This is a genomic window from Paraburkholderia unamae (genome assembly GCF_003096875.1).
Taxonomy (GTDB): Bacteria; Pseudomonadota; Gammaproteobacteria; order Burkholderiales; family Burkholderiaceae; genus Paraburkholderia; species Paraburkholderia unamae.
In genome coordinates, this window is sequence record NZ_QEOB01000005.1 from 39,389 (window position 1) to 55,033 (window position 15,645).

17 protein-coding genes are annotated in these 15,645 nt (G+C 67.8%); 5 read left to right on the forward strand and 12 right to left on the reverse strand.

Translation table 11 applies throughout. The annotated features are described in order from the left end of the window. Positions 1-155: 155 nt before the first annotated feature. Both C7402_RS11895 and C7402_RS11900 read left to right on the forward strand, forming a co-directional pair. Positions 156-1,016 (forward strand): arylamine N-acetyltransferase family protein, encoded by an 861-nt coding sequence (locus C7402_RS11895; protein ID WP_116611053.1) that lies wholly within the window; start codon positions 156-158, stop codon positions 1,014-1,016. A gap of 45 nt (positions 1,017-1,061) precedes the next feature. Then, entirely contained in the window at positions 1,062-1,751 is a 690-nt protein-coding gene (locus tag C7402_RS11900; RefSeq protein WP_116610805.1) for a methyltransferase family protein, read from the forward strand. Between the two features lie 22 nt (positions 1,752-1,773). On the opposite strand, the gene C7402_RS11905 is transcribed toward C7402_RS11900, so the two are convergent. The 7 genes from C7402_RS11905 to C7402_RS11930 form a co-directional block, all read right to left on the reverse strand. Next, positions 1,774-2,553, reverse strand: a complete 780-nt coding sequence (locus C7402_RS11905; RefSeq protein ID WP_116610806.1) for a hypothetical protein — start codon at positions 2,551-2,553, stop codon at positions 1,774-1,776. A gap of 72 nt (positions 2,554-2,625) precedes the next feature. Then, on the reverse strand, positions 2,626-2,775 hold the full coding sequence (locus C7402_RS46910) for a hypothetical protein (protein ID WP_165841867.1): 150 nt from the start codon (positions 2,773-2,775) through the stop codon (positions 2,626-2,628). Further along, positions 2,750-3,754: a cytochrome d ubiquinol oxidase subunit II gene (gene cydB, locus C7402_RS11910; protein ID WP_116610807.1), complete on the reverse strand. Its 1,005-nt coding sequence runs from the start codon at positions 3,752-3,754 to the stop codon at positions 2,750-2,752. Before cydB ends, C7402_RS46910 begins: the two co-directional genes overlap by 26 nt. A 37-nt stretch (positions 3,755-3,791) precedes the next feature. Beyond that, positions 3,792-5,240, reverse strand: a complete 1,449-nt coding sequence (locus C7402_RS11915; protein ID WP_116610808.1) for a cytochrome ubiquinol oxidase subunit I — start codon at positions 5,238-5,240, stop codon at positions 3,792-3,794. A 413-nt stretch (positions 5,241-5,653) separates the two neighbouring features. Continuing rightward, entirely contained in the window at positions 5,654-5,890 is a 237-nt protein-coding gene (locus tag C7402_RS11920; RefSeq protein ID WP_258397429.1) for a 4-oxalocrotonate tautomerase, read from the reverse strand. Next, entirely contained in the window at positions 5,887-6,663 is a 777-nt protein-coding gene (locus C7402_RS11925) for a class II aldolase/adducin family protein (protein WP_116610809.1), read from the reverse strand. The genes C7402_RS11920 and C7402_RS11925 overlap by 4 nt, the downstream gene beginning before the upstream one ends. A 40-nt stretch (positions 6,664-6,703) precedes the next feature. Continuing rightward, on the reverse strand, positions 6,704-7,666 hold the full coding sequence (locus C7402_RS11930) for an urea transporter (protein WP_116610810.1): 963 nt from the start codon (positions 7,664-7,666) through the stop codon (positions 6,704-6,706). A 200-nt stretch (positions 7,667-7,866) separates the two neighbouring features. Here C7402_RS11930 and C7402_RS11935 point away from each other — a divergent pair, with 200 nt between their 5' ends. Then, the gene (locus C7402_RS11935) at positions 7,867-8,436 is read left to right on the forward strand and encodes a putative glycolipid-binding domain-containing protein (protein ID WP_112177774.1); all 570 of its coding nucleotides are present in this window, start codon (positions 7,867-7,869) and stop codon (positions 8,434-8,436) included. A gap of 14 nt (positions 8,437-8,450) precedes the next feature. Here the strand turns inward: C7402_RS11935 and kch are convergent, their stop codons facing one another. The 3 genes from kch to tam form a co-directional block, all read right to left on the reverse strand. Further along, on the reverse strand, positions 8,451-9,632 hold the full coding sequence (gene kch / locus C7402_RS11940; RefSeq protein WP_116610811.1) for a voltage-gated potassium channel protein: 1,182 nt from the start codon (positions 9,630-9,632) through the stop codon (positions 8,451-8,453). After that, a complete protein-coding gene (locus tag C7402_RS11945; protein WP_116610812.1) occupies positions 9,629-10,510 on the reverse strand; it encodes a mechanosensitive ion channel family protein in 882 nt (293 codons plus the stop codon). Before C7402_RS11945 ends, kch begins: the two co-directional genes overlap by 4 nt. Positions 10,511-10,592: 82 nt before the next feature. Beyond that, positions 10,593-11,405 carry a trans-aconitate 2-methyltransferase gene (gene tam / locus C7402_RS11950; RefSeq protein WP_116610813.1) on the reverse strand — a complete coding sequence of 271 codons (813 nt, stop codon included), beginning with the start codon at positions 11,403-11,405 and terminating at the stop codon, positions 10,593-10,595. Between the two features lie 138 nt (positions 11,406-11,543). Here tam and C7402_RS11955 point away from each other — a divergent pair, with 138 nt between their 5' ends. Continuing rightward, positions 11,544-12,434: a LysR family transcriptional regulator gene (locus C7402_RS11955; RefSeq protein ID WP_116610814.1), complete on the forward strand. Its 891-nt coding sequence runs from the start codon at positions 11,544-11,546 to the stop codon at positions 12,432-12,434. Positions 12,435-12,486: 52 nt separating this feature from the next. Here the strand turns inward: C7402_RS11955 and C7402_RS11960 are convergent, their stop codons facing one another. Both C7402_RS11960 and C7402_RS11965 read right to left on the reverse strand, forming a co-directional pair. Then, positions 12,487-13,029: a GNAT family N-acetyltransferase gene (locus C7402_RS11960; protein WP_112177796.1), complete on the reverse strand. Its 543-nt coding sequence runs from the start codon at positions 13,027-13,029 to the stop codon at positions 12,487-12,489. Positions 13,030-13,138: 109 nt separating this feature from the next. Then, positions 13,139-14,071 (reverse strand): DMT family transporter, encoded by a 933-nt coding sequence (locus C7402_RS11965; protein ID WP_116610815.1) that lies wholly within the window; start codon positions 14,069-14,071, stop codon positions 13,139-13,141. Between the two features lie 131 nt (positions 14,072-14,202). Between C7402_RS11965 and C7402_RS11970 the strand changes: the two genes are divergently transcribed. Further along, entirely contained in the window at positions 14,203-15,621 is a 1,419-nt protein-coding gene (locus tag C7402_RS11970; RefSeq protein ID WP_116610816.1) for an aminotransferase-like domain-containing protein, read from the forward strand. Positions 15,622-15,645: the final 24 nt, after the last annotated feature.

Consider the following 15,645-nt stretch of genomic DNA (forward strand, 5'->3'; position numbering starts at 1 on the left):
GCTGTGTCATCGTTATCCTTACGAATGCCTATCGACTTGCGTCGCGAGCATTACAGATAGTCAGTTTTCGATGAAACAGTCAGACGAATGAAGTCGCTTATCATCGTGGGCGTGAACGAACGTTCATCGATCATTCCGTCAAAAAAGTGGGCTTCATGACTGCCATCACCACACGCTACGAACTCGATCTCGACTCATACTTCGCGCGCATCGGTTACGAAGGACCGCGCGCCGCGACGCTCGACGTGCTGCGCGAACTGCACCGTCTTCATCCCCTTTCCATTCCTTTCGAAAATCTCGATCCGCTTGACGGGCGGCGCGTGTCGATCACGCTGCCGGACATCGTCGGGAAGCTCGTCACTCAGCGGCGCGGCGGCTACTGTTTCGAGCACAACACCTTGTTCGCTCACGTGCTCATGAAACTGGGCTTTGCGGTAACGCCGCTCGCCGCGCGCGTGCTGTACGGCCGCGAACCGGGTGCGAGCACGCCGCGCACGCACATGCTGCTGCGCGTGCAGGCCGAAGGCGATGAATGGCTCGTGGATGTCGGCTTCGGCGGCGCGACGTTGTGCACGCCGCTTTCGCTCTCGACCGAAGCCGTGCAGTCAACGCCGCATGAGCCGGCGCGTGTCGTGACGCTGCCGGAGCAACAGCGCAAGCTCGAACTGTTCGACGGCGAGAAGTGGTTCGACGTGTATCGCTTCGAATCCACAACGGCGGAGTGGGTGGATTACGAAGTGGCGAACTGGTACACATCGACCGCGCCCGATTCGTTCTTCACATTCAGCCTGATCGCCTGCATGGCGCGTGAGGGCGGACGCGCGATCCTGTTCAACGAGTCCTTCACCGAGCGCGACGCGCAAGGCAACGTGACCGAGGAGCGTACGATCAGGAATGGCGAAGAACTCGCGCAATGTCTGCGCGAACGCTTCGGCATCGATCTCGCGCGTGGCGACGCGGCGCAGCGCTTCGACGCCGCCGCGCTATACGCGCGCATCAAGCCGCAAGGCGAGTAGCGCGAGGCGCGCAGCATTGCCGCGAGCGCGCGCAAGGAGGGCATCATGACGCAGCCGCTCATCAGGAAGCTGTTGTTCCAGGTCGTGATCTGGTTCGGGTTGATGGGCGTGTTGTTGTTCGGCTCGGCGGGCACGCTGGCGTGGACGGCGGCCTGGCTCTGGCTGCTCGAATGGGCCGCGTGCGGTGTGTGGATCGGCATGTGGCTCGCGCGCGAAGATCCGGGTCTGCTTGCCGAGCGCCTCGCGCCGATCGCGCAACGCGAGCAGCAGCCGTGGGACCGCGTGTTCATGCTGTGCGTGGCGGTGGGCTTTTGCGCGTGGCTTTGCCTGATGGGCGTCGACGCGGTGCGCAAGGGCTGGTCCGATGTGCCGCTTTGGCTCGGCGTGCTGGGCGCCATCGCCATCTTCGTCGATATCTACGCGACGCGCGCCGTGTTCGCGGCTAACCGCTTTGCGGCGCCGGTGGTGAAGATCCAGAGCGAGCGCGGGCATAGGGTCAGCGACAGCGGCCCGTACGCTTACGTGCGCCACCCGATGTATGGTTTCGCGCTGCTCTTTCTGGTTGGCACGCCGCTCATGCTCGGCTCGTGGTGGGGGCTCGCCTGCGTGCCCTTCATGGTAGTGGCGCTGGCCTATCGCGCCGTGCGCGAGGAGCGCACGCTCGTTGAGAAACTGCCCGGCTACAGCGAATATCTCGCGCGCGTGCGCTATCGCTTCGTGCCGGGCGTGTGGTGAAGCGCGGGATCAGTGCGAGGGGTTAGGGCGCGGCGGGCTTGGTCAACGTGTCCGCATAACGGCGATAAAGCCACGCCAGCGCGGTCGTGGTGACGAGCGCGAACACGACGTTCGCCACGCTCTGGCCGATCGCGAGCGCCGTGAGCCAGCCGGGCTTCTGCACGATCTCGGGCGAGACGCCCGCGAGGCCCATGCCGACCAGAACGACGATGCCGCACACGGCGATCGGCAGCGCCGCCACGAGCGTCACGCCGAACAAGCTCCAGAAGTGCCCGTGGCTGTCGCGCCATGCGGCGCGGAAGTCGATGCGGCTGCCGATGGAGAGCGCCGGGAAGAGCAGCGAGAGGCGCACCGCCACGAAAATCCACACGGCGCTCACGATCAGCATGAGGAAGGTCGCACCGCCCTGGTACTGCGGGCGCAGCACGAACCACAGCGCGAGCGCGATGGCGCCGAGCACGACCACGAGAATGAGGCCGACCGCGAAAATGCGCAGGAAGGGCTTGGCCCCGGCGGGCATGAGCGGCGTGGCGCGCTCGCCCAGCAGCACGAAGCGCGAGACCTTGAGCGTGAACCACAGGTAGATGAGCGAATTCAGGAGCGAGGCGAGATTGCCGAGCGCGACGAGCGCCGCGGAAGGCGCGACGCCTTCGGTCGGCACGGGCCGGCCTGCCAGCCCGAACCAGCCTAGCGCCGCGTAGGCCACGAAGGTGCCGGCCACGAGCAGCGGCATTTGCGTGGCGGCCTGCCAGGCGCTCGCCCACGCGCGCTTGACGCATTCCATGAAGGTCATCTGTTGCATGTCGCTTTCACTCGAATTACAGACAACCGGCAGTCTAACGCGAAGCGGCGGAATCGGGCGCGCGGCCGTCGCTCATTTCACGGCGAAGAGCGTGAGATTCATCAGAATCTTGAACGCGAAGCCGAGCGACATCGCCGCGCCCACGCCCGCACACCAGAGGAGTACGAACCAGAGCCAGCCCGGCAGCGTGCGCCGTTCAGTGGTAGTGGTGGGAGTCGCCATGACGCACCTTGCCTCTAAAGACCCAGTAACCCAGTATCGTGTACGCGACGATGATGGGCAGAATGAACGCGGCGCCCGCGAGCGTGAACACCTGGCTTTCGCGCGGCGCGGCCGCTTCCCACAGCGTGAGGCCCTGCGGAATCGCATACGGCCACAGGCTCACGAGCAGGCCCGCGTAGCCGAGCAGCACGAGGCCGATCGCGGCCATGAACGGCGTCTTGTGATGGCGCGCGCGCACGGCCCAGCGCATCCACACGGCGCAGGCGATCACGAGCAGCGGCACCGGAGCGAGGCGCCAGAACAGACCTGAGCGGAACCAGCGGTCGGCGATGGCCGGGTCTTGCAGCGGCGTCCACAGGCTCACGAGCGCGATGAAACCGAGCAGCATGACCGTGAGCGGCCACACGAGCTTGTGCAGGCGGCGTTGCAGGTCGCCTTCGGTCTTGGCCACGAGCCAGCAACTGCCGAGCAGCGCATAGGTGGCGACGAGACCGAAGCCCGAGAGCAAGGTGAACGGTGTGAGCCAGCCGAAGGCGTCGCCCGCGAAACGGCCGTCGTCCATCGGAATGCCTTGCAGGAAGGCGCCCAGCGCGACGCCCTGGAAGAACGCCGCGCCCGTCGAGCCGCCGATGAACGCGAGGTCCCAGAGGTGCTTCGTGCGATTGGCCTTGGCGCGGATCTCGAACGACACGCCGCGGAAGATCAGGCACGCGAGCATGAACACGAGCGGCAGATAGAGCGCGGAAAGCACGGTCGAGTAGACCACCGGGAACACGGCGAAGAGTCCCGCGCCGCCGAGCACGAGCCAGGTCTCGTTGCCGTCCCACACGGGGGCGACCGTGTTCATCATGAGGTCGCGCTCCTCCTCGTCGGGAAAGAGCGGAAACACGATGCCGATGCCCAGATCGAAGCCGTCCAGCACCACGTAGAGAAGAACGCCGAGCGCGATGATCGCGGCCCAGATGACGGTGACATCCATTTGCTTGCTAGCCTCGTAACGATGAATGCGGGGAGCGTCAGGCGTCGATCAGCTGATCGGCGGCGGACATGGGGCGGCGCGCGGTCTGGTTCGCGGCGAGCGCCGGGTGCGCGATGCGCGGCTCCTCCGGCCGATGCGGTTCGTGCGGCTTGTGCGATCCGTCGCCCGGCAACGCGGGGCCCTTGTGCAGCAGCTTGAGCAGGTAATAGATGCCCGTGCCGAACACGAGGAAGTACACGGCCACGAACGCCATCAGCGAAATGCCCACTTGTTGCGCCGTGAGCGGCGAAACCGCCTGCGCCGTGCGCATCACGCCATAGACCACCCAGGGCTGGCGGCCGGCCTCGGTCGTGACCCAGCCCGCGAGCAGCGTGATGAAGCCGGTCGGACCCATGACGAGTGCGAAGCGCTGGAAGCCGCGCGATTCGTAGAGCGTGCCGCGACGGCGCAGCACCCAGCCGATCACGCCGAGCGCAATCATCAGGAGACCTAAGCCGACCATGACGCGGAAGCTCCAGAACAGCAGCGTGGAGTTGGGCCGCTCGTCGGCGGGGAACGACTTGAGACCCTTGATCTCGCCGTCCCAGCTATGCGTGAGGATCAGGCTGCCGAGGTGGGGGACCGACACGGCGTAGCGTGTCGTTTCGGCCTGCATGTCGGGAATGCCGAAGAGATTGAGCGCGGTGCCGCCCTGTTCGGTGTCCCAGAGGCCTTCGATCGCGGCGATCTTGGCGGGCTGGTATTCGCGCGTGTTCAGGCCGTGGGCGTCGCCTACGAAAGCCTGCACCGGCGCGAGCACGAGCAGCAGGCCGAGCGCCATCGCGAACATCTTCTTCACGGCGGGGTCGCGCCGGCCCTTGAGCAGATGCCACGCGCCGGTCGCGGCCACCACGAGCGCGGCGACGATGAAGGCAGCGATTGCCATGTGCGCGAGGCGGTACGGGAACGACGGGTTGAAGATGATCTTGAACCAGTCGGTCGGCACCACGTGACCGTTCACGATCTCGAAGCCTTGCGGCGTTTGCATCCAGCTATTGGAGGCGAGGATCCAGAACGTGGAGATGAGCGTGCCGATGGCGACCATCAGCGTCGCGCCGTAGTGGGCGCGCGGGCTCACGCGGTTCCAGCCGAACAGCATGATGCCGAGGAAGCCCGCTTCGAGGAAGAACGCGGTCATGACCTCGTACATCAGCAGCGGACCGGTGACGGGACCGGCGAATGCCGAGAAGCCCGACCAGTTGGTGCCGAACTGGTAGGCCATGACGACGCCGGAAACGACGCCCATGCCGAAAGCCACGGCAAAGACCTTCGACCAGAACAGGCAAAGATCCTTGTAGAACGGCTTGCGCGTTTTGAGCCAGCAGCCCTCCAGCACCGCGATAAAGCTCGCGAGGCCGATGGAAAGCGCCGGAAAGACGATATGAAACGAGACAGTGAAGGCGAATTGCAGCCGGGCCAGGTCGAAGGCGGATATTGACGTGTGCATGTGCGTGCCTGTTGCGTGCTTACCGGGGAAATACCGGGAAAACGTCGCACGGCTACACAGTGGGGGCGCTGAGCTTGCGTGCGATGGACGTAAGCGTAGGGGAACGGCGGAAGTTTTGCTGCACTGCGACGTGTGCCAGCGTGTCGCATCGGTCAATCGCTATTCGACGAAAACGTGCGCTAAGGCGTTGATAAAAATCAATTTAGATTAAACGCTCGTTGTATGGCGAGGTTGCGCGGGTGGGCGTTCTCTGCGTCAATACACCGCGCTGCCGCATGGGGTGCGGCAATCCGCCTCGGTGCGGGGTGCGAACGAATCGTGTGGGGTGCAGGCGGGCGCGCTTTGCCGCGCGTAGATGGGGCGCGACAAAGCGGAAATCATGGAAAGTAAGGAATCCGATGGAAGTGGGAATATCAGCGCGGGTCGCTCCACAGTTTGCCCGCCGTCGCCCAGTTCTCGGGCTTCACGTCGTGAAAGATGATGTCGACGGATTGGGGTTCGACGCCCAGCACCTTGCAGGTGGTGTCGGTCAATGCGGCGGCGAGCTGGCGCTTCTGTTCGACGCTGCGGCCTTCGAACATCTCGATGTGGAAAGTGGGCATGTGGTCTCCTGTAGAAAAGTTCGGACTGCGATTCAGGGAAGAAGTCATTCGCGGTACGACGCATCGAGGCGGTCGAGCTTGCGCAGCAGCGCGGGCCATTCGAGCTCGCCTTCGATGGCGCCGCCGTCGCGCAATTGTTCGGCGGTGCGCGCGGCCACTTCGGGCGGCGGCAACACGAGCGGCACGCCGCCCGCCTGCGCCTGCAACTGGATCTCGCAGGCCTTGATGAGCGTGGCCATCAACACATAGGCCTCGGCAACCGTGCGGCCGGCCGTGAGCGTGCCGTGATTGCGCAGCAGCATGGCGGAATTGGCGCCGAGGCTGGCGGTGAGGCGCGCGCCTTCGGCGGGCGTGAAGGCCAGGCCTTCGTAGTCGTGCGAGGCCAGTTCGCCATAAAAGCGCAGCGCATGCTGCGAGGCGGGCAGCAGGCCGTCGCGCTGGATCGACACGGCAATGCCCGCCGTATTGTGCAGATGCATCACGCACACGGCGTCGGGCCGCGCGAGATGCACGGCCGCGTGCAGCGCGAAGCCGGTGGCGTTCACGGGATGCTCGCTTTCGCCGACGATGCGGCCCTGCGTGTCGATCTTCACGAGGTTCGAGGCGCGCACTTCGTCGAAGGCGAGGCCGAACGGATTGATGAGAAAGCGGTCCGGTTCGCCGGGCACGGCGGCGGAGACGTGCGTGTAGATGAGGTCGTCCCAGCCGTTGAGCGCGATGAGGCGATAGGCGGCGGCGAGGTCGACGCGTAGTAGCTGTTCGGCGGCCGAGCGCGGCGCGGTTTCGGCGCTGGCGCCCGTCGGGCGATGAGTGAATGACATGGCGATCCCTTCAGCGGACTTCGGCGGACCTCAGTGAACCTCATTGAACATTGGGCGCTTTGGACGAAGCGGGCGCCGGGCGCGGGCGTCGCGCCAGGGCGTGCACGATCCAGCTTGCCAGCACGAATGGCGCGGTGAGCGCGGGCAATCCGCAGCGCGCGGCGGCCAGATGCCAGGCCGCCGCGAGCATGGTCGCATAGAACGCGGCGCGTGTGCCGAGCGCGCAGACGGCAAGCGCGGCGAGCGCGCCGTTGAAGCCCGCGAGGCCCGCGACGAAGGCGTCCGGCGTTGCGCCGCACGCGAGTTCGAGCGCGCCGGCGAGCGCTGCGCCGCCCAGCGCGTAGGCCGCCGCGCGGCGCGACGACCAGGCAATGCCCGCGAGCACGCACAGGCCCGCCGCCGCGCCCGACGCGAAGGTGGTTTGCGCGAGGCCGCTCAGCAAGCCGGTTGCGGCCTGTGCGGCCAGCGCGAACGGCGCGCCATGCGGATCGAGGGACGCGCCGGCGTTGGCGGCATGGGTGGCATTGGCCGCGAGCGGCGCCTGGCCCGGATGCAGCGGCAGCCAGATCCACGTGGCGATGAGGCAGGGCGCGGAATACAGGCTGAGCCGCGCGTGCAGGAGGCGGCGGCTCAACGGCCCGGCGATCCACGCGCTCGCGCCGCCCGCGATCAGCGCGACAGCCGCCGCCGTGGCCGCGTCGCCGATGAAGGTGAACGCGGCAAGCGCGGCGAGCGCGCCGTTGTAGCCCGCGAGGCCGTCGTGGATCGCCGCTTCGGCGTGGCCGGCCACGATTGCGCAGACGTTGGCCGCCGTGGCGCCGAGCAGCGCGGCGCAGGCGAGCCGCAGGTCGGTGAGCGCGAGCGCCGCGAGCAGGCAGGCGCCCGTGCCGGCGTGCGCTTGCAGGACGACCTGACCGAGGCTGCGCAGCAGCGCGCCTAAAGCGGCCGAGTGAGCGGCGGAATGAGCGGCGGCGCGGGAATGGGCGGAGGAATGCGCGGGCATGGCGAAAGCGTGGCGGACGGCCGGTTGAAGCGGCGAGCATAGGTGATGCGAGCCGCTTCGCACATGCTTGGGCGTTGATAGTCGCTATTTGGGCGAGCGCCTGCGCCCGCCGCACGGGCACGCCGAATTTTCCCGCCGCGCTACGATAGATGCCCGGCGATTACCGTGGCCACGGCGTCGCATGAAACAGGAGACGAGCGATGCGTGAAGTGCGTTGGGCATCCGAAACAGGCGAGGGCATCGAGCATCTGTCGTTCGACGCCCGTCACGGGCCGAATGGCGACGTGATCCGCGTGGAAAGCGTGGTCGTGGGCGAGCGCTACGGCAAGTCCTATGGCTTGTGCTATGCGATCGAATGCGACGCGCGCTGGCGCGTGACCTGGGCGGCGCTGCGCGTGATGGGCGGCCGCACGCTCGTGCTCCACGGCGACGGCGAGGGTCACTGGCGTGACGGCGAAGGCCGCGCGCTCGATGCGCTCGACGGCTGCATCGATATCGACATCGCCGCGACGCCCTTCACGAACACGCTGCCCATCCGGCGGCTGGGCCTCGAACGCGGTGAGCGCAGGCCCATCTGCGTGGTGTACATCGCCGCGCCCGAACTCGAAGCGCGGCCCGTCGAGCAGGCCTACGTCTGCATCGAGCCCGAGCGCGAGTACCGCTACGAGGGCATCTTCCGTGACTTCACGGCGAACCTGCGCGTGGACGAGGACGGCCTCGTGATCGACTACCCCACATTGTTCCGGCGCCTGCCGCCGCAGCCGCGTTAAAGCGCGCGTGGCGCTCAGGCCGCGCCGCCCGTGCTCTTGCCGAACAGCAGTTGTTCGATGAGCGTGTTGTCGATGGTTTCGTTATTGAGCGTGCGCGCGAGCAACTCGCCCGCGAGCAGTTGCGGCGAGAACACCATGTCGGGTTGCAGGAGCCGCAGTCTTTGCAGATTGCGGCTGTCGTTCACGAGCGCCACGGTGCGCACCTTCGGCGCGAGTTCCTTGAGCGCGAGAATCACGAAGGCGTTCTCGGCGTCGTCCGAGCGCAGCGCGAGCGCGGCGAGCGCGGTTTCCGCGCCTGCCTGGTGCAGCGTGGCGGTGTCGCTCGCGTCGCCGATGATGAGGTCCGCCTGCGCCGGGTAGTTGTGCGGCGTATTGGGCGCGAGAACTACGGTCGCGGCATAGCCGCGCTTGATGAGTCCCGCGTACACGCTATGCGCGAGCGGCGAGGCGCCGACGATCAGATAGTGGTTCTTGCGGGTCACGTTGGAGATGCCTCCCTTCACGATGCGTTTGAGATGGCCGCCGATCACGGGGCCGACCACGGCGCTGATCGACGTGGCGAACACGGTGATGCCGAGCACGATGATCGAGGCCGTGAAAAGCCGCGCAGTGTCCGAGTGCGGCACGATATCGCCATAGCCGACCGTGGACATCGACACGATCGAGAAGTAGAACGCCGTGACGAGATTGTGGATCGGCGGCTGGAAGTCGTCGCCCAGATACAGCGCGCCGAACACCGCATAGACGAGCAATGAGCCAATGCTCAGGAATGCGAATAAGGAGCCCACTGCGACGCTTGCGCGATCGAAGCGGCGCCAGTAGTAGATGAGCGCGCAGGCGAGGACGAGCGAGTAGGCCGCGAGCGCGTGGTTGCGATAGTCGCCCCACAGACAGATGCTGGCCGCGCCCGCGAGCAGCACGAGCGAGAGCACCCACGCCACGCGCGCGCGCAGCGCGATGCCGAACGACATCATCGTGAGGCCGGTGGCCACGAGCGCCTGCGGCAACGCGAGCACGCCGAACGCGTTGATGAGCGTGATCCAGTCGTCGAACCAGTTGCCGCGCGCGTGCTCCAGCGCTTTCTGCGCGACCGGGCGCACCAGCATCAGGCCGTCGATCACCAGCAGCAAGGCCAGGTAGCCATGCGGCACGATCGCGCGGGCCTGGCCGCGCACGCGGCGGACGAATGTCTTCATTGCTGCGCGTGTTGCGCCGGTTGCGCCGGTTGCGGCTCGCCGGGCGTTGGCGTCTGCACGATATGCAGTTCGCGCGTGCGCAGCGGCAGCGAGCACTGCGCGTCATTGAGCGCCTGGCGCACCAGGCGCGAGAGTTCCCAGCGCATGTCCCAGAACGTGTCGATGTTCGACCACACGCGCACGTTGAGCACCGCCGTGCTGTCGTCGAAGCGGCTCACCATCACCTGTGGCGCGGGCGAGGCGAGCACGCGCGGGTCGGCGGCGGCGAGCGCGCGCAGCGCGTCGATGGCGCGGTTCACGTCGTCGCGCACCGACACTTCCACTTCGAGGTCGAGGCGGCGCGTGGGGTTGCGGCTGTAGTTGCGGATCGAGTTGCTCCACAGCGCGCTGTTCGGCACGTATTCGCAGATGCCGTCGGGTTTCGTGAGGCGCGTGGTGAAGAGGTTCACTTCCTCCACCGTGCCCGCGACGTTGCCTCCGCCGCCGTCGATATAGTCGCCCACCTTGAACGGGCGCAGCAGCAGCAGCATGATGCCGGCCGCGATGTTCTGGAGCGTGCCTTGCAGCGCGAGACCGATGGCGAGACCGGCCGCGCCCAGCACCGCGACGATGCTGGCGGTCTGGATGCCGATCTGCGAGAGCGCGCCGATCACGGCGACGAGGCGCACGCCCCACACGGCCGTGTCGCGCACGATCGGGCGCAGCGTGGGGTCGATGCTGCCGCCGCGCCGTCCGATCCAGTTGGCCACGCGCCGGCTGAACCACCAGCCGAACCAGAGGATCGCCGCGGCTGCGCACAGGCGCAGCGCCAATGCGGAGAGCGCGTCCCACAGGAAGCTCCAGTTGGCAGGATGTAGGTGAACGAGTAGCGATTGCATGGGCGCGAGGTCCTCAAAGTCAGTGGCGCCGGCGCGCGGCCAACGCGCCGGGAGGACCTATTGTAAGGGCGCGGCGGCCCCGCTAGCGCTTCGTCGCCACGATGAAGAGGCGCGGAAACGGCAGCAGCACGGTGCCGTCCGCGAACGCGGGATACGCCTCGCCGATGGCTTCGCGATAGCGCGCCGTGAACGCGCGGCGCTCGGCTTCGCTATCGAGCGCGGCCAGAAAGGGCCGCAGCGCGCTGCCTTTGAACCACTCGACCACGGCGTCGGCGCCGCCCGCGAGCGGGTGATGGTAGGTCGTGCGCCACACGTCCACGCGGGCGCACAGCGGGGCGAGCAAGGCGTAGTAGTGGCGCGCGTCGAAGCGCGCCGAGCGCTCCACGCCCTTGAGCTTTTGCGCCCACGGCCCCGCGGCGGCGATCTCGCGCAGCAGACGATGCGCGGGTTCATCGAGATTGTCGGGCATCTGGACGGCGAGATGCCCGCCCGGTGCGAGACGGCCGACGAGTTGCGGGAACAGGGTGTCGTGATCGGGCAGCCATTGCAGCACGGCGTTCGCAAGCATCAGGTCGTACGCGCGCTCGCCGCCGCCCTCGCTCCACGCGGCGATGTCCGCATGCTCGAAGCGCAGCGCGGGCAGGCGTTCGCGCGCGGCGTCGAGCATGTCCGCGGAGGCGTCGAGTCCGCTAACCTGCGCGCCGCTCGCGTGCGCCACGAGCAGTTCGGTGGAATTGCCCGGCCCGCAGCCAATGTCGATGGCGGTTTCGATGCGCGTGGCGGGCACGGCGGCGAGCAGGTCTCGCACCGGGCGCGTGCGCTCGCGCTCGAACTGCGCATATTGCTTCGCGTAGCCGTCGCGGCTCGTGGTCTCTCTGGTTTCGCTGGTCGTCATCGGTTCCTCCTTTCGGGCTTGCTCCGGTTCGCTTCACTTCGCCGGGGCGGGCTTCGTGGTCAATCCATCGCGGGCATTCTGCGCGCCGACCGGAAATCAGTAAAATGAAATAAGTTCGATGATTGATTCAAAATTCTGATGAAAATCGACACACTCGGCGTGCAGGCCTTCGTCGCCATCGCGGAGGGCGGCAGCTTCCGGCAAGCGGCGCAAATGCTCAACGTCACGCAAACCGCTGTCACGCAACGCTTGCGCAAGCTCGAATCGTTTCTTGGCGTCGTGCTGGTCGAGCGCACCACGCGCCACTGTGCCTTGACCGAGATCGGCGAGCGCTTCCTGCCACAGGCGCGGCGACTGCTGGGCGAGCTTGCCGACGCGCTCACGGAAATTCGCGAGACCGGCATGAGCCAGCGCGGCGACGTGTCGATCGCGTGCGTGCCGACCGTGGGCGTGCAGTATCTGCCGCGCGTGCTGCGGCTCTTTTCGCAGCACCGTCCGCACGACCGGGTGCGCATACTCGATCACGCGTCGGCTTCGGTGCTCGCGGCCGTGTTGCGGCGCGAGGCGGAGTTCGGCATCAGCGTGGCCGGCGATCAGCATCCGGAACTCAGCAGCGAGCCGTTGACGACCGATCCCTACGTGCTGGCCTGCCGCGACGATCATCCGCTGGCGAAGCGGCGGCGCGTCAAATGGACGGCGCTCACCGAGCATGCGCTGATTTTCGCGGGTGAGGTGAGTGCGAATCGCGGCTTGCTCGACATCGCACTCGAAACGAACGGCATCAGCCTGCGCTCGTTCTACGAGGTGCAGCGCAGTTCAACGGCGCTCGGGCTGGTTGCGGAGGGGCTGGGCGCGGCGGTCGTGCCGCGTCTTGCCGTTTTGAAGGACGTGTTTCCCATGGTGCGCGTGATCGAGCTGGTCGAGCCGGCGGTGTCGCGCACGCTCGTGCTCGTGAAGCGCAAGTCCGCGCATCTTTCGCCCGCGGCCAAGGCGCTCTACGATATGTTGCTCGCGCAGGCGCAAAGATAATCAGGCATCCGAACGAGGTGGGCGGCGCAGCGGGTGGCCGCGCATGCGTGCGTCAGTCTTGCGGCGAGGTTCCTGCGCCTTCGCCCAGCGTACGCTGCATGAGCGTGGTGTCGCGCCATGCGCCGTGCTTGAAGCCAACGGCGCGCAAGGTGCCGACGAGCTCGAAGCCGAGGCGTTCGTGCAGCTTGAGCGAGCCGCCTTTCGGGTCGGCCACCACGGCGATCATCTGCCGCCAGGGGCCCGCCTCGCAGCGCGCGATCAGCGCGTCGAGCAGCGTGTGCCCGAGGCCCCGGCCGCGAAAGGTCTCGTCGATATAGATCGAGTCTTCAACGGCGTAACGGTAGGCCGGGCGCGGCCGGTAGGGCGTGGCATAGCAATAGCCCGCCACGCGGGAGTCGATCTCGGCGACGAGCCAGGGCAAGCCGTGCTCGCGCACGGCGGCATGGCGGCGCAGCAGTTCGTCGAGCGAGGGCGGCGTTTCCTCGAACGACGCCGAGCCATGCAGCACGTGGTGCGCGTAGATCGCGGCGATGGCGGGAAAGTCGGCGGGGGTGGCGTCGCGCACGAGCGCCGGTGCGGCGGGTTGTGAGGTCATCGTTTTGTGCGAGGCGCGAAGGCGCTCGGGAAGGCGGTGTGCATCCTTCACTATGCCTTGCGTGAGCGCGCTTTTGAAGCGCGCCAAAATTGCCTCGCTTGTACTCCGCTCAAACGCGCTGCGTGCGCGACCGGTTCGCGGCGGCCGAGGCACCCGAGGTCCCCGCTGAGCGCCCGAAGCGGCGCGCCCCGGCCACGCACGCGATCACCACGGCCGTGACCGCGATCATCGCGGGCGGCACGGACTCGTGCAGCAGCAGGGCGGCGAGCACGAAGCCGAAGAACGGTTGCAGCAGTTGCAGTTGCCCGACGCCCGCAATGCCGCCGAGCGCGAGCCCGCGATACCAGAACACGAAGCCGATCAGCATGCTGAACAGCGACACATAGGCGAGCCCCCACCACGAAGCCGCGCCCACGGCGGCGAACGAGGCGGGCCGCAGCCACCACGCAAGCGGCGCCATGACCGGCAGCGAGATCACGAGCGCCCAGCAGATCACCTGCCAGCCCCCCAGTCGCCGCGAGAGCCGCGCGCCTTCCGCATAGCCGAGCCCGCAGACGACGATCGAGGCGAGCATCAGCGCGTCGCCCAGCGGCGAGGCGTCCAGGCCGTGGCGCAGCGCGAACGCGACCACGGCCGCGCTGCCCGCCGCGGAAAAGATCCAGAACGCGGGCTGCGGATGCTCGCCGCCGCGCAGCACGCCGAAGATGGCGGTGGCGAGCGGCAGGAGACCGACGAACACGATGGCGTGCGCGGAGCTCACGTGCTGTAGCGCGAGCGCGGTAAGGAGCGGAAAGCCCACCACCACGCCCAGCGCCACGATGATGAGCGGTCCGACTTCGCTGCGCGCGGGCCGCGCGGCGCGCAACCCGAGCAGCAGCAGCGCCCCGAGCACGCCCGCAATGGTCGCGCGCGCGCCGGTGAGGAACACGGGGGCGAGGCCGAGCACGGCGAGGCGCGTGGCGGGCAGCGAGCCGCTGAAGATGAGCACGCCGGCGAGGCCGCAGAGCCAGCCGTCAGTGGTGGGGTCGAGCGTCTTGCGCATGGGGGTTCGGGGCGAGGAAAGGAGGCAGTGAAACATCGGACGGAAATCCGATGATGCGCGCCGCGCCCGCCGACGGTAAGCTACGGATCAGTACAATTCGTTCAATCTGTATTGAACACGGAGCAGTACAGATGAAAGACCGAGTGAGGACGCAAGCCCCGCCCATGACGCGCGTGGAGCAGGTGATGCAGGCGCTGCGCGAGCGCATTGCCGCGCGGGCGCTGGCGGCCGGGGCGCGCGTGCCGTCCATCCGCACGATGAGCGAGCAGTTGGGGGTATCGAAGTCGACGGTGGTGGAGGCGTACGAGCGCCTCGTCGCCGAGGGCGTGCTCGTCGCGCGGCGCGGGGCCGGTTTTTTCGTGGCGGGGCACGCGCCGCCGCTCGCGCTCGCGGCGCTCGGGCCGCAACTGGATCGCGAGATCGACCCGCTCTGGCTCACGCGCCAGTCGCTCCAGACCGAGGCCGGCGCGCTGCGTCCGGGCTGTGGCTGGCTGCCTGCGGCGTGGCTGCCGCAGGACGCCGTGCGGCGCGCGCTGCGCGCCATCGCGCGCGATCCGCGCGCGCAACTCACGGACTACGCCGCGCCGCTCGGCCTGCCCGCGCTGCGCCAGCAACTGGCGTGGCGGCTTGGCCAGCACGGCGTGGAGGCCGCGCCCGAGCAGATCGTGCTCACCGACGGCGGCACCCAGGCGCTCGACCTGCTGTGCCGCTTTCTGCTGGAGCCGGGCGACACCGTGCTGGTGGACGACCCGTGCTACTTCAACTTCCAGGCGCTGCTGCGCGCGCACCGCGTGCGCGTGGTCAGTGTGCCGTACACGCCCACCGGCCCGGATCTCGCCGCGTTCGAGCGCACGCTTGCCGAGGCGCGGCCGCGCCTGTACGTCACGAACTCGGCGATTCACAACCCCACCGGCGCGACGCTTGCGCCCGCCGTCGCGCACCGTGTGCTCAAGCTCGCCGAGGCGCACGACCTGCTGATCGTCGAGGACGACATCTTCGCTGACTTCGAGGTCGAGCCCGCGCCCCGGCTCGCGGCCTTCGACGGCCTCGCGCGCGTGGTCACCATCGGCAGTTTCTCGAAGACGATGTCTGCGGCGGCGCGCTGCGGTTTCATCGCGGCGCGCGCGGACTGGATCGAACCGCTCGTCGATCTCAAGCTCGCGGTGTCGTTCGGCAATGGGGAGATGGTGGCCGAACTCGTGCACCGCCTGCTCGTGGACGGCACGTACCGGCGGCACCTGGACGGCCTGCGCGCGAAGCTCGCCGATGCGATGGGCGACACGCAGCGGCGGCTTGCGGCGTTGGGCCTCACGGCGTGGACGCGGCCGCAAGCGGGCCTGTTCGTTTGGGCGCGATTGCCGGAGGGCCTCGACGCCGCCCAGGTCGCGCGCGAGGCGCTGGTGGAGGGCGTGGTGCTCGCGCCCGGCAACGTGTTCAGCGTGGCGCGCAGCGCGGGCGCGTTCATGCGTTTCAATGTTTCGCAGTGCAATCGACCGAAGGTCTACGAAACGTTGCAGCGTGCGATGGAGCGCGTGGCGCAGCCCGCGTGAAAGACGGACTGCGCCACGTGACGA

Excerpts from the sequence above, each read along its gene's own strand:
- C7402_RS11895 (WP_116611053.1), top strand. The coding sequence starts at position 156 with ATGACTGCCATCACCACACGCTACGAACTCGATCTCGACTCATACTTC.
- C7402_RS11900 (WP_116610805.1), top strand. The coding sequence starts at position 1,062 with ATGACGCAGCCGCTCATCAGGAAGCTGTTGTTCCAGGTCGTGATCTGG.
- C7402_RS11905 (WP_116610806.1), bottom strand. The coding sequence starts at position 2,553 with ATGCAACAGATGACCTTCATGGAATGCGTCAAGCGCGCGTGGGCGAGC.
- C7402_RS46910 (WP_165841867.1), bottom strand. The coding sequence starts at position 2,775 with ATGGCGACTCCCACCACTACCACTGAACGGCGCACGCTGCCGGGCTGG.
- cydB (WP_116610807.1), bottom strand. The coding sequence starts at position 3,754 with ATGGATGTCACCGTCATCTGGGCCGCGATCATCGCGCTCGGCGTTCTT.
- C7402_RS11915 (WP_116610808.1), bottom strand. The coding sequence starts at position 5,240 with ATGCACACGTCAATATCCGCCTTCGACCTGGCCCGGCTGCAATTCGCC.
- C7402_RS11920 (WP_258397429.1), bottom strand. The coding sequence starts at position 5,890 with ATGACTTCTTCCCTGAATCGCAGTCCGAACTTTTCTACAGGAGACCAC.
- C7402_RS11925 (WP_116610809.1), bottom strand. The coding sequence starts at position 6,663 with ATGTCATTCACTCATCGCCCGACGGGCGCCAGCGCCGAAACCGCGCCG.
- C7402_RS11930 (WP_116610810.1), bottom strand. The coding sequence starts at position 7,666 with ATGCCCGCGCATTCCTCCGCCCATTCCCGCGCCGCCGCTCATTCCGCC.
- C7402_RS11935 (WP_112177774.1), top strand. The coding sequence starts at position 7,867 with ATGCGTGAAGTGCGTTGGGCATCCGAAACAGGCGAGGGCATCGAGCAT.
- kch (WP_116610811.1), bottom strand. The coding sequence starts at position 9,632 with ATGAAGACATTCGTCCGCCGCGTGCGCGGCCAGGCCCGCGCGATCGTG.
- C7402_RS11945 (WP_116610812.1), bottom strand. The coding sequence starts at position 10,510 with ATGCAATCGCTACTCGTTCACCTACATCCTGCCAACTGGAGCTTCCTG.
- tam (WP_116610813.1), bottom strand. The coding sequence starts at position 11,405 with ATGACGACCAGCGAAACCAGAGAGACCACGAGCCGCGACGGCTACGCG.
- C7402_RS11955 (WP_116610814.1), top strand. The coding sequence starts at position 11,544 with ATGAAAATCGACACACTCGGCGTGCAGGCCTTCGTCGCCATCGCGGAG.
- C7402_RS11960 (WP_112177796.1), bottom strand. The coding sequence starts at position 13,029 with ATGACCTCACAACCCGCCGCACCGGCGCTCGTGCGCGACGCCACCCCC.
- C7402_RS11965 (WP_116610815.1), bottom strand. The coding sequence starts at position 14,071 with ATGCGCAAGACGCTCGACCCCACCACTGACGGCTGGCTCTGCGGCCTC.
- C7402_RS11970 (WP_116610816.1), top strand. The coding sequence starts at position 14,203 with ATGAAAGACCGAGTGAGGACGCAAGCCCCGCCCATGACGCGCGTGGAG.